At 42.7% G+C, this 12,149-nt stretch carries 11 protein-coding genes and 7 tRNA genes; 4 read left to right on the top strand and 14 right to left on the bottom strand.

The genetic code is table 11. The features are described 5' to 3' along the window. Positions 1 to 20: 20 nt before the first annotated feature. The gene (locus J7384_RS01045; protein ID WP_209110331.1) at positions 21 to 473 is read right to left on the bottom strand and encodes a hypothetical protein; all 453 of its coding nucleotides are present in this window, start codon (positions 471 to 473) and stop codon (positions 21 to 23) included. Between the two features lie 229 nt (positions 474 to 702). On the opposite strand from J7384_RS01045, the gene J7384_RS01040 reads away from it, so the two are divergent. Then, a complete protein-coding gene (locus J7384_RS01040) occupies positions 703 to 1,875 on the top strand; it encodes an FAD-dependent monooxygenase (RefSeq protein WP_209110329.1) in 1,173 nt (390 codons plus the stop codon). Between the two features lie 111 nt (positions 1,876 to 1,986). Here the strand turns inward: J7384_RS01040 and J7384_RS01035 are convergent. The 13 genes from J7384_RS01035 to lolB form a co-directional block, all read right to left on the bottom strand. After that, a tRNA-Met gene (locus J7384_RS01035) sits at positions 1,987 to 2,063 on the bottom strand. Positions 2,064 to 2,102: 39 nt separating this feature from the next. Next, positions 2,103 to 2,177, bottom strand: a tRNA-Gln gene (locus J7384_RS01030). Between the two features lie 60 nt (positions 2,178 to 2,237). Continuing rightward, positions 2,238 to 2,322: transfer RNA gene (locus tag J7384_RS01025), tRNA-Leu, on the bottom strand. Between the two features lie 64 nt (positions 2,323 to 2,386). Next, positions 2,387 to 2,461 (bottom strand) — tRNA-Gln (locus tag J7384_RS01020). Between the two features lie 55 nt (positions 2,462 to 2,516). After that, positions 2,517 to 2,591 (bottom strand) — tRNA-Gln (locus tag J7384_RS01015). Positions 2,592 to 2,629: 38 nt separating this feature from the next. Continuing rightward, a tRNA-Leu gene (locus J7384_RS01010) sits at positions 2,630 to 2,714 on the bottom strand. 22 nt (positions 2,715 to 2,736) lie between these two features. Continuing rightward, positions 2,737 to 2,813: transfer RNA gene (locus J7384_RS01005), tRNA-Met, on the bottom strand. Between the two features lie 343 nt (positions 2,814 to 3,156). Beyond that, a complete protein-coding gene (gene ychF, locus J7384_RS01000) occupies positions 3,157 to 4,248 on the bottom strand; it encodes a redox-regulated ATPase YchF (protein ID WP_209110327.1) in 1,092 nt (363 codons plus the stop codon). Positions 4,249 to 4,284: 36 nt separating this feature from the next. Further along, positions 4,285 to 4,881: an aminoacyl-tRNA hydrolase gene (gene pth / locus J7384_RS00995; RefSeq protein WP_209110321.1), complete on the bottom strand. Its 597-nt coding sequence runs from the start codon at positions 4,879 to 4,881 to the stop codon at positions 4,285 to 4,287. A gap of 17 nt (positions 4,882 to 4,898) precedes the next feature. Next, the gene (locus J7384_RS00990) at positions 4,899 to 5,513 is read right to left on the bottom strand and encodes a 50S ribosomal protein L25/general stress protein Ctc (protein ID WP_209110319.1); all 615 of its coding nucleotides are present in this window, start codon (positions 5,511 to 5,513) and stop codon (positions 4,899 to 4,901) included. A 218-nt stretch (positions 5,514 to 5,731) separates the two neighbouring features. Further along, positions 5,732 to 6,682 carry a ribose-phosphate pyrophosphokinase gene (locus tag J7384_RS00985; RefSeq protein WP_209111252.1) on the bottom strand — a complete coding sequence of 317 codons (951 nt, stop codon included), beginning with the start codon at positions 6,680 to 6,682 and terminating at the stop codon, positions 5,732 to 5,734. A gap of 109 nt (positions 6,683 to 6,791) precedes the next feature. After that, positions 6,792 to 7,658 carry a 4-(cytidine 5'-diphospho)-2-C-methyl-D-erythritol kinase gene (gene ispE, locus J7384_RS00980; protein ID WP_209110317.1) on the bottom strand — a complete coding sequence of 289 codons (867 nt, stop codon included), beginning with the start codon at positions 7,656 to 7,658 and terminating at the stop codon, positions 6,792 to 6,794. A 56-nt stretch (positions 7,659 to 7,714) separates the two neighbouring features. Next, complete coding sequence (gene lolB, locus J7384_RS00975; RefSeq protein ID WP_209110316.1) at positions 7,715 to 8,353, bottom strand: lipoprotein insertase outer membrane protein LolB; 639 nt, start codon at positions 8,351 to 8,353, stop codon at positions 7,715 to 7,717. 315 nt (positions 8,354 to 8,668) lie between these two features. On the opposite strand from lolB, the gene hemA reads away from it, so the two are divergent. The 3 genes from hemA to prmC all read left to right on the top strand — a co-directional run bounded on the left by hemA (position 8,669) and on the right by prmC (position 12,043). After that, positions 8,669 to 9,934: a glutamyl-tRNA reductase gene (hemA, locus tag J7384_RS00970; RefSeq protein WP_209110314.1), complete on the top strand. Its 1,266-nt coding sequence runs from the start codon at positions 8,669 to 8,671 to the stop codon at positions 9,932 to 9,934. A gap of 108 nt (positions 9,935 to 10,042) precedes the next feature. Next, a complete protein-coding gene (prfA, locus tag J7384_RS00965; protein WP_209110312.1) occupies positions 10,043 to 11,131 on the top strand; it encodes a peptide chain release factor 1 in 1,089 nt (362 codons plus the stop codon). A gap of 6 nt (positions 11,132 to 11,137) precedes the next feature. Next, positions 11,138 to 12,043 carry a peptide chain release factor N(5)-glutamine methyltransferase gene (prmC, locus tag J7384_RS00960; protein ID WP_280636281.1) on the top strand — a complete coding sequence of 302 codons (906 nt, stop codon included), beginning with the start codon at positions 11,138 to 11,140 and terminating at the stop codon, positions 12,041 to 12,043. The last annotated feature ends 106 nt before the right edge of the window (positions 12,044 to 12,149 follow it).

The raw sequence follows: 12,149 nt of genomic DNA, 5'->3' as shown, positions 1-12,149 counted from the left end.
AATATACGTTTGTTCAAGAGTTAAATGATACTATCAGGTGCTTGATTTGAGATGTGATCATCGCCTTTTTTACCACAAACAGCAAAGACTTTTGGTAACTCGTCGTTTTTTGGCTTTTGAACTAACATATAAGTGGGTAACCTAGAGGCGCTAGCATCTTCTTTTTGGTTCCACGCCTGGCGTATTTTATCGGCGTGTACTTTTCCGTGTTTCGCTTCAATAGCCGCTGCAAACATTTCAACACCATAGTCGTCCATTAACATCATTGTGTTATTGTGGTAGCCACTTGTCGTATCAAAATCGATATCTACTGTCATGATTTCATTTTGTGGTGTTACTAAATCGGCTCTAAGCTTGGCGACTACAGCTCGGTTTTCTTTGGTCTTTAAGTTGGTATTGTTAGGTTTATCATCGTTTAAATAAACGATATTGATATCTTGAGCAACGCGGCGTGCTTTTAATTGTGCAGACATAATCTATTCCTTAATGTTATTGCTTGTTAGATTAGACTTGTATGAGCCAAGTCAATTTCATTATAGGGAGCTAGGTAAATAGTTGTAAACATATATTTTTTACAAACATTGAAGGAAAATTTTAGGTAAAATCAAAAGAATCCACCGGCTTGTTAAATCGTTTAATAAAATAAATAGTATGAAGGTTGAAGGTGGAAATTTGTCATATTCAAAGAGTTCGATATTAGGTATGAGCAGTAAATTTGATTGCACTATTATTGGTGCTGGTATGGTAGGTGGTGCAACAGCAATCGCACTGGCTGACTTAGGTTTAAAAGTCGTTCTGATCGATAAATTTGCGCCTGAGCCTTTTGTAGCTGAACAAGCATTTGATATTCGAGTTTCAGCTATTTCCTTAGCTTCTCAGCACCTGCTTGAACAATTGGGAGCTTGGTCGACCATTGCGAGTTGGCGTGTCGTACCATATCGACGCTTAGCAGTTTGGGAGAATGAAGCGTCCTATACTGAATTTAACGCCGAGAGTATTGGTCAACAACACTTAGGGCATATTATCGAGAATCGATTAATTCAACTGGCGTTGTGGCAAGTAGCGCAACAGCATCCCAATATTACTTTACTGTGCCCTGAGCAGTTAAAAGGTATTGAACAATTAGATGACGAGGTTTTGGTTGCCTTATCGGAACGCAGTTTTTCAACCAAGTTATTGTGTGCCTGCGATGGCGCTAATTCTCAAGTTCGTCAGTTAGTGAATATAGGCTTAACAGGGTGGGATTATCAACAATCCGCGATGTTGGTCAATGTTAAAACTGAGCATGAACAGCAAGATATTACTTGGCAGCAATACTTGCCTACAGGGCCAGTTGCTATGCTGCCAATGCCGGGACAGTACGCATCTTTAGTTTGGTATCACCAACGCGAAGAAATTAAACGCTTACAAGCGTTGCCTAATAAACAATTGGCTGAGCAGATGATGGCGGTATTCCCTAAACGCCTTGGCAGTATAGAAGTAATCGATAAAGGTGGCTTCCCATTGACTCGCCGTCATGCCAATTACTATTTCAAAGGCAACGTTGTGCTCTTAGGTGATTCTGCCCATACCATTAATCCGATGGCGGGGCAGGGCGTTAATTTGGGCTTTAAAGATGTTAAGGCACTGCAATCTGTTATCGCAGAGGCTATTGCTGATGGTAAGTCTTGGCACAGTGAAAATGTGCTACAGCGTTATGAAAAGAAACGACGGGCAGATAATTTGTTGATGATGTCGGGCATGGATGCTCTGTACAAGGGCTTTTCTCAACCATCGCCGATCATTAAAGGTTTACGCAATATCGCATTGGCTGGCATCAACAAAGTACCATTGGTTAAGAATAAAGTGCTGGCGTATGCCTGTGGTGTCGAATAGCAAATATCGTGAATTAAACAAACAAGGATGTTTAGGTGTTGAAACGCTTAGACGCTGAAACACTGTGGTCAGATAGTTATTAGGAAAGATCGAATAAAAAGAAGAAAAAAATGGTGGCTACACCGAGATTTGAACTTGGGACCCCATCATTATGAGTGATGTGCTCTAACCAGCTGAGCTATGTAGCCAAAGATTACTTAATGCCAATTTTTACATGTTAAAATTAGTGGCTGGGGTATGAGGATTTGAACCTCAGAATGACGGGATCAAAACCCGCTGCCTTACCGCTTGGCTATACCCCAATAAATATTAATATGCAAAGGTATTAAATATTTGAATTGCTGCTATTTGATTTAATAGCATGGTACGGGAGGAGAGACTTGAACTCTCACATCTTGCGATACTGGAACCTAAATCCAGCGCGTCTACCAATTCCGCCACTCCCGCAGAGTATAATTAACAACGACTTGTTACTAATTATGAGGCTATCACCTTAATCATAAAATTAAAGTGGCTGGGGTATGAGGATTTGAACCTCAGAATGACGGGATCAAAACCCGCTGCCTTACCGCTTGGCTATACCCCAGTAGGTATATTCGAAACATGTTGTTTGCCATTTTCTATTAATGATTAAGAGAAAATGGCTGGGGTATGAGGATTTGAACCTCAGAATGACGGGATCAAAACCCGCTGCCTTACCGCTTGGCTATACCCCAACAATGTTTCTTTCTATCACAACTAATGTTGTAAGAAATGGTACGGGAGGAGAGACTTGAACTCTCACATCTTGCGATACTGGAACCTAAATCCAGCGCGTCTACCAATTCCGCCACTCCCGCAGAACTATACTTTAAGAAAGAATGGTGGCTACACCGGGATTTGAACCTGGGACCCCATCATTATGAGTGATGTGCTCTAACCAGCTGAGCTATGTAGCCTTTCCAATCTTGCCTCTCAGCAAGTGGCGCGTATTATGCAAATGTAGCTGAGCTTCGTCAACACCTTTTTATAAAAATATTACCAGTTTTTGTTTGTTTGGATAAATAGGCAACAATTTGGCTAATTGCTATTCGAAACATCTATTGCCAGTCGACTAAAACAGCGTTTAAAGGGGCAAAACCTATCGTTAACAACAGATTAAATCTCGTTGAGTTAAAACGTGTTTATAGTATCTGAACGGTTAATGTTACCTATATTCTTGTCTGTGTGGTTATCTAGCGTGAAAATAAGGCATTAAAAAAGCCGTCAATCGACGGCTTAATCATTTATATCGTAAGGTTATTAAACGTTAAAGCGGAAGTGAACAACGTCGCCGTCTTTAACCAGATAATCTTTACCTTCTAAACGCCACTTACCAGCGTCTTTAGCACCAGACTCGCCATTGTATTCAACAAAATCGTCAAAGCTGACAACTTCAGCGCGAATAAAACCTTTTTCAAAGTCAGTGTGAATCACACCAGCGGCTTGCGGCGCAGTTGCGTTTTGCTTTACGGTCCAAGCGCGTACTTCTTTTACTCCTGCTGTGAAGTAAGTTTGTAAGCTTAACAAACCGTAACCTGAGTTGATCACGCGGTTAAGGCCAGGCTCAGTTAAGCCCATTTCTTCCATAAAGATCTCGCGATCTTCTTCGTCCATTTCAGATAGCTCGCCTTCAATTTCGGCGCAAACCGGCACTACTACAGCACCTTCTTGGGCGGCAATTTCGCGCACTTGATCTAAGTAAGGGTTGTTTTCAAAGCCGTCGTCATTGACGTTAGCAATGTACATGGTCGGTTTAACGGTTAAGAAGTTTAAGTACTTAACCGCGGCTAATTCTTCTTTAGCTAGTTCTAAAGAGCGAATCATGTGGCCTTCTTCAACGTGCTTAAGAATTTTTTCTAGCACAGGTAACTCAAATTTAGCGTCTTTGTCGCCGCCTTTGGCTTTTTTGGTTTGACGTTGAATAGCGCGCTCGGCGGTATCCATATCGGCAAGGGCAAGTTCCGTGTTGATAACATCAATATCTTCAGCAGGGTTTACTTTACCTGAAACGTGAACGATATTTTCATTTTCAAAGCAGCGAACAACATGGCCGATAGCATCTGTTTCGCGAATATTGGCTAAGAATTTGTTACCTAAGCCTTCGCCTTTTGATGCACCAGCAACAAGACCAGCAATGTCAACGAATTCCATGGTAGTTGCAATAACGCGCTCAGGGCTAACAATCTCAGCAAGTTGATCAAGGCGTGGGTCTGGTACCGGCACTACGCCAGTATTTGGCTCTATGGTACAAAAAGGAAAGTTTGCTGCTTCAATACCCGCTTTAGTCAATGCATTGAATAGGGTTGATTTACCAACGTTGGGCAAGCCAACAATACCACATTTGAATCCCATAATTAGTTACCTTACTTGCTTAATCGAGCGATTAATTTATTGTGCTTTAAATGAATGTAGGCGACTTTGCGCTTTTTTGACGCCGTCTTTTTGCCAAATTTCGAAACAACGGCTCGCTTCATCGATACTTTGGTCAATGAGTTGTTGTTCGTTGGCGGGTGCTTTGCCTAACACGTGACCGGTTACGCGATCTTTGTGGCCGGGATGGCCAATACCGATGCGCAAGCGATAGAAATCTTTGTTGTTTGCCATTTTGGCAATAATATCACGCAAGCCATTGTGGCCGCCGTGACCGCCGCCTTTTTTAATTTTACTCACACCCGGGTCAATATCCATTTCGTCGTGAGCGACTAAGATGTTATCAACGGCAATGCGGAAAAAATTCGCCAATGGGGCAACTGCTTGACCACTGCGATTCATAAAGGTGGTTGGAATGAGTAAATGTACAACTTGGCCGTCGATAAGGCCTTTGCCATAGAGGCCAGAATATTTCTTCTCTGGTCTTAGCGAGATGTTGTAACGGGCTGCGAGTTCTTCAACAAACCAAACTCCAGCATTGTGGCGGGTTTTTGTATATTCGGGGCCTGGATTACCCAGGCCCACAACTAACTGAATGTTTTCAGTAAGCGTCAAGGAATTATCCTCGCCGATTATTCTTCAGTAGTTTCTTCTTCAGCAGCTTCATCGCTACCACCTTTCGGTGCATTAGCGGTAACTACTGCTTGGTCGTGGCTCTCACCTTTAGCTAATTCGTCAGAAGTAACGCCTTCTGGGAATTTAACGTCAGATAAGTGAAGCGTTTGACCAACTTCTAAGTCAGCAACATCAACTTCGATGAACTCAGGTAAGTTACCTGGTAAACAAGTGATAGCAATCTCAGAGATGTGGTGAGCAACGGTAGCGCCTTTCTTAGCTACTGCTTCTTCGTTTAAGAAGTGAACAGGAACGTTTGTATGAACAGCGTGAGTTGCGTCAATGCGCATGAAATCCATGTGCATAACTAACGGCTTGTAAGGGTGACGTTGCATGTCTTTTAATAAACACTCAACTTTTTCACCATCAACGTTTAACGTTAATACGTGAGAGTAGAACGCTTCTTCTTCTTGAGCACGGAACACTTTGTTGTGCGCTAAAGTTAAAGAAACAGGCTCTTTGCCTTCACCGTAAAGGATAGCTGGAACTTTGTTCGCGTGACGTAGGCGGCGGCTCGCACCTTTCCCTAAGTCAGTACGTACTTCAGCATCCAAAGTAAAAATATCAGTCATTTTTATATACTCTATTTTAAAAATTTAAGGGTTGTTTTTTGCGACCAAAAACAACTATTTTGTTGCCTTTTTTATTCAACTCTATGCGAGTCGGTTAAAAAAGGCGCGGCATGATAACATTGCCGCAGTGAAACAACAATTAAAATGTCGGGCAACAAACAAAAAAAGCGCACTAGGCGCTTTTTAAAATAGATGATGTTACTAATCTAAGCCTTGAACTAGGCGTTGTCGAACATTGCTGAAATTGATTCTTCGTTGCTGACGCGACGAATCGCTTCTGACAACATACCGCTTAAGGTTAATTGACGAACCTTCTTCAATTTCTTAATTTCTGGTGATAGTGGAATTGAGTCGGTGACAATCACTTCATCAATCACTGAATCTTTTAAGTTTTGCGCGGCATTGCCAGAAAGTACTGGGTGAGTAGCGTAAGCGTAAACGTTTTTCGCGCCGTGCTGTTTTAATGCTTCAGCAGCTTTTGCTAACGTACCGCCAGTGTCAATCATGTCGTCAACAATAATACAGTCGCGACCTTCAACGTCACCGATAATGTGCATGACTTGGGCGACGTTTGCTTTTGGACGACGTTTGTCGATAATGGCAAGGTCGGCATCGTCAAGTAACTTAGCAACTGCGCGGGCACGAACAACACCGCCGATATCAGGTGATACCACAACTGGGTTGTCTAAGTTCTTTTCTAACATGTCTTCTAATAAGATTGGCGTACCGAAAACATTGTCTACTGGTACGTCGAAGAAGCCTTGAATTTGCTCAGCGTGTAAATCAACGGTAAGTACGCGATCAACGCCAACACTTGATAAAAAGTCGGCAACGACTTTTGCCGTAATAGGAACACGAGCACTGCGCACGCGGCGATCTTGACGGGCGTAGCCAAAGTAAGGCATTACTGCCGTAATACGACCAGCTGAAGCGCGGCGTAAGGCGTCGACCATGACGATTAATTCCATTAGGTTATCGTTGGTTGGCGCGCAAGTTGATTGAATGATAAATACATCGGCACCACGGACATTTTCAGTGATTTCAACACTGATTTCACCATCGCTAAAACTGCCTACTTTGGCATCGCCCAAAGAAATGTATAGGCGATCTGCAATTTTTTTAGCCAGTTCAGGGGTGGCGTTACCCGCAAAGATCTTCATGTCAGGCACTGTCGGTTCCTCAGAAACGTTCGACATTAATAGTTGTGTCATATTTCAATCTGGGAGAGATAAAACATAACTGCTTATTTAATTTGTTTGTTAATTTTTTAACGTTAAATTAGGGGGAATCAGTCGATGATAATTGGACCATTTGGTCAACTAACGGGGAGTGATTGAGCCCTTTTGCCACGAAAGACTCAATACCGGGAGGAAGAAGCTTTTCAACCTCTCGAGCAGCCTGCTCAGTTTCGAAATAAGAAAAAATACAGGCACCAGTACCTGTCATTCGAGACGGCGCGTATTCTATCAACCAAGCGTATAAGTTGGCAACCTCAGGATAGTGTTTTGTTACCATAGTTTGACAATCGTTATGGGTGTTTGCCATTGACCACTCACTTGCCGATATATGAGGGGTGTTGCGCGGCAAATCTACTGAGGTAAAAACACTTACAGTACTAATACTGACCTTAGGTTTAGTGACTAAATACCAATACTCAGGCGGCGCTACTGGTGTAAGCTGCTCACCAACACCTTCAGCAAAAGCAGCGTAACCGTGAACAAAAATAGGGACATCAGCTCCCAACGCTAAGCCAATATCGGCAAGCTCTTGCTTGGAATAATCGAGCTGCCATAATTGATTGAGCGCGACTAAAACTGTTGCTGCATTTGATGAACCACCCCCTAAACCACCACCCATGGGCAGTTTTTTTTCGATACTAATTTCTGCGCCTAATGAACAATCAGCAGCGGTTTGTAATGCTTTAGCTGCTTTGATGATCAGATTGTCTTGCTCGGCAACCCCTTCGAATTTGGTTAGTAAAGATAGCTTGCCATTTTCGGTGGGAGTAATGGTAATTTGATCGCCGTAGTCGAGAAACTGAAAGACGGTTTGTAAATTGTGATAACCGTCGGGACGTCGGCCAATCACATGGAGAAACAAGTTGATTTTTGCCGGCGAAAAAAATTGATAGCTCGCTGAATTCATATAGTTATTCGGTCATTAGTAAAAGAGTAAATAAGAACAAGGCAGTGAAATCACCACTAAACCTGCCATTGGTTTAAGCTAATTTTTATGGTCAGTTCACCTTGTTCAATGGTCATTTTTGTTGGCAATACGTAGCCGTTAAACTTGCGATAAACTTGATAGCGAATTTGCCAAATCTTTCCGTTAATCGCACTACTGATTGATTCAGCTAACTGATTATCTGCTTGATAGCTGACGATATCACGATAACGGTAGGGAATGCCTTTTAACCAAAAAGCTAGGGCTTCGGCGGGTAAATTCAAGCCAGTGAGCTGGGTAATAAGGTCTGATAAGTTTTGGCCTCGGTACAGTTTGCCATCAACCTCTATTTGATGTTCACCACTCATTGAACTTACTTTTAATACATTTATACCTAAGTAAGTGGTTAAATTGAGCTGTTGCTGGCCAATACTCTCGTTCATTTGCCAATTCAGGTTTGCTCGTTGGCGCTGCTGTGGCGTGATAAAGCCTATTTTTCCGGAAACTCGCCATTTTGTTAATTGAGCAATGTTAGTTTGGTGATCATTGCTTACCAACAAGGGCTCTGGTGCTGGTTTATCGGTCAATGCACTACAAGCGCTAAGCACTAATACGGTTATCAGAACAGCGAGACGCTGACAATATTTAGCGGAAAATGAGTAAAAATTAGCTAACATGACATTTTTGCCATAAGAAATTGATAGTAATATTTGAACACAAGCACTATGGTGCTTTCAATCACCTTGTTTATCTCGTAAAATTAGCGCCAATTTTTTGCCGAGAAAAACCATCTCAAACGAAAAAACGAAACGTTAACTTGTCAGAATAGGGGATAGCTCCTGCATTATTGCTATTTTAGCTATTGCAGCAATCGCTTAATTCACTTGGTTAGTTTTTTCAGCAAGCGTCATAATAGTTAATGAATAAATTCTGTTTTATTAATCATTAGTCTTAATTTATTGGTTTTAGCACAAACGGGTGAACGACACTTCATGTCCATAGTTACAGTAGGGATAAATCATAAAACCGCGTCAGTTGCGGTGCGTGAAAAAATTGCCTTTAATCCTGATCAACTGAGCACTGCATTGAACGACATGCTGAGCTCAGTGGGTTGTAAGGAAGCGGCGATTTTGTCTACTTGTAATCGCACTGAGCTGTACTTAGTGCAAGAAGGTGAACTAGAGCAAACTAAAGACAAGCTAGTTGATTGGCTTGAGCAACATCATGGCGTGCCAGCTAGTACGATTGTCCCTAGTTTGTACACCCATCAAGATCTCGGTGCAGTTAATCACATGATGCGCGTTGCCTGTGGCTTAGATTCATTAGTACTTGGTGAACCACAAATCTTAGGCCAAATGAAGCAGGCATATAGCCAAGCAAAAGCGGCCGGTTCGTTAGCCTTGATTATGGATCGCTTATTTCAGCGTACCTTTGGTGTTGCTAAACAAGTGCGCACTGATACCGATATTGGCGCCAGTGCCGTATCTGTTGCATTTGCTGCGGTTAATTTAGCCAAGCATATTTTCGCTAGCTTGAAAAAAGCGCGCGTATTATTGATTGGCGCTGGTGAAACCATCGAGCTAGTTGCTAAGCACTTGTACGAAAACCAAGTCGGTAAAATTACCGTTGCCAACCGGACTTTGTCGCGGGCTGAAGCGGTGGCCGAGCAAATTGGCGGTGATGTGATTACCCTTGCTCAAATTCCTGAACATATGGCACAGGCTGATATCGTGATTAGTTCAACCGGTAGCACTTTGCCTATCATCGGTAAAGGGATGGTTGAGCGAGCCTTGCAGCAACGTAAACATCAGCCAATTTTTATGGTGGATTTAGCGGTACCGCGTGATATTGAAGAACAAGTCAGTGAGCTTGAAGACGTGTTCTTGTATACGGTAGACGATTTACAAGGCATTATCGCGAAGAATATCGAAAACCGACGCAAAGCGGCCGTTGAGGCTGAAAGTATTGTCAACCAACAAGCCGATAGTTTTATGGCTTGGCTTCGTGGCTTAAATACTCAAGATACGGTAGTGAGTTTTCGCAATCAGTGTTTATCTGAGCGCGATCAATTGTTGGAAAAAGCGAAACAGCAACTTGAAAACAACAAGAATCCAGAAGCAGTATTAGCCGAGCTTGCCACTAAACTTACCAATAAATTAATGCACGCGCCTACCAGTGCCATGCAAAGAGCAGCACAGGGTGGCGAGCTAGACAAGCTGATTTACCTGCGTGATGTTTACGATCTAGATAAGAAATAGCGAGCTATAAATAGCTGCCAATAGTCTCAGCGTTAATGCTGGCGAGATAAGGTCATAACCAGACCGATTGAAAGATTAAAATAAAGAATATAAAGAGCATAAAATAGAATGAAAGCATCTGTTTACCAAAAACTAGAAGGTTTAGTTGAGCGCTTTGAAGAAGTGCAAGCCTTGTTATCTGATCCTGAAACCATTGCCGATCAAGACAAGTTCAAAGCGTTATCAAAAGAATTTTCGCAACTTGAAGAAGTCACTAAAGCGTTTAATGACTACAAAACTGCCGAGGATGATTTAGCAACGTCAGAAGAAATGCTAAAAGATGATGATCCTGATATGCGTGAGATGGCGCAAGAGGAATATAAAGCAGCTAAGCAAGCGGTTGAAGACTTAGCTGGTGACTTACAAATTTTATTACTGCCGAAAGATCCAAATGACGACAACAACTGCTTTGTTGAAATTCGCGCCGGTGCTGGTGGTGATGAAGCCGCTATTTTTGCCGGTGATATTTTCCGCATGTACAGCCGTTACGCTGAGAAAAAAGGCTGGAAAGTCGAAGTCATGAACATGAACGAAAGCGAGCAGGGCGGCTACAAAGAAATTATCGCAAAAGTAAACGGCGATGGTGTTTACGGCGAAATGAAATTTGAGTCAGGTGGTCACCGCGTTCAGCGCGTACCTGAAACTGAATCACAAGGTCGCGTTCATACCTCAGCCTGTACTGTGGTAGTAATGCCTGAAATTCCTGAGTCTGAAGCGATTGAAATCAACAAAGCAGACTTAAAAGTTGATACTTTTAGAGCTTCTGGTGCTGGTGGTCAGCACGTTAACAAAACTGATTCTGCTATTCGTATTACTCATATTCCAACGGGTATTGTTGTAGAGTGTCAAGATCAGCGCTCACAGCATAAAAACCGCGCACAAGCGATGTCGGTACTACAAGCGCGCTTGCAACAAGCCGAAGACGACAAACGCCGCAGCGAAGAAGAATCATCGCGCCGTAGCTTAGTGGCCAGTGGTGATCGTTCAGAGCGCATTCGCACTTACAATTACCCGCAAGGTCGAATGACAGATCACCGTATTAACTTAACTTTGTATCGTTTGAATGAAGTGATGGAAGGTAACTTGCAGTTGGTGATGGAGCCAATTATGCAAGAGAACCAAGCTGATCTATTAGCGGCACTGTCTGACCAAGGCTAATGGCATTTGAGCGATAGATTGTCAAAAACACTTGGTGTTGATGGTGGCGCTAGCAGCAACCTTAGTATTGCTGAGTTGGTGGCTGCTGGCAGAGAACAACTCGCAAACTGCTCTGATAGTGCTAAGCTTGATGCCCAAATATTACTGAGCTTTGTCCTTGATAAACCGACTAGTTATCTGTTGGCGTGGCCTGAAAAATCAGTAAGCGCTGAGATAGTCGAGCGCTTTATTGAACTCGTTGAGCGTCGCCTACAAGGTGAGCCAATCGCTTATATTATTGGTGAGCGCGAATTTTGGTCACTGCCGTTAAAAGTTTCGCCAGCAACCTTGATTCCAAGACCAGACACTGAGATTTTAGTTGAGCTGGTGCTCGATCATTACTCTGCTAAGTCATCGGCTCACTCAAACTTACGCTGTCTAGACTTGGGCACAGGCACCGGCGCAATTGCTTTGGCTCTAGCCATTGAGCAGCCTAATTGGCAAGTGGAGGCCATTGATTTCAACCCAGATGCCGTTTTATTAGCGCAAAGCAATGCGAAAAATCTAGCAATAGCTAATGTCGAGATTTATCAAAGTGATTGGTTTTCTGCGGTTAACCCAGCAAAAGTGTTTGATGTAATCGTTAGCAACCCACCGTATATCGACCAAGATGATCCCCATTTAAGTCAAGGTGATGTCGTTTTTGAACCGAACAGCGCGCTTGTTGCTGCTGATAATGGCTTAGCAGATATTCGTCACATTGCCACTCAAGCTAAATCCTATTTAATCGCCGGTGGCCGTCTTTATATCGAACACGGTTATCAACAAGGCCACGCAGTAAGAAATATTTTACTTGAGCTTGGCTATCACGATGTGGTCACCGCCAAAGATTATGGCGGTAATGATCGCATTAGTTATGGTACTTTTACTTAAATTTTCTTTGGCCTAATTTTTCTTTTGATTACACTGTTTTAGCGGCTACCCTTTTCGCTTACAATATTTGACGTCTTTCTAATCATTTTAACGCAGCACTTTGAAA

The organism is Endozoicomonas sp. G2_1 (genome assembly GCF_017744155.1).
Lineage (GTDB): Bacteria > Pseudomonadota > Gammaproteobacteria > Enterobacterales > Alteromonadaceae > JAGHQT01.
This window is presented reverse-complemented; position numbering and strand designations above follow the sequence as displayed.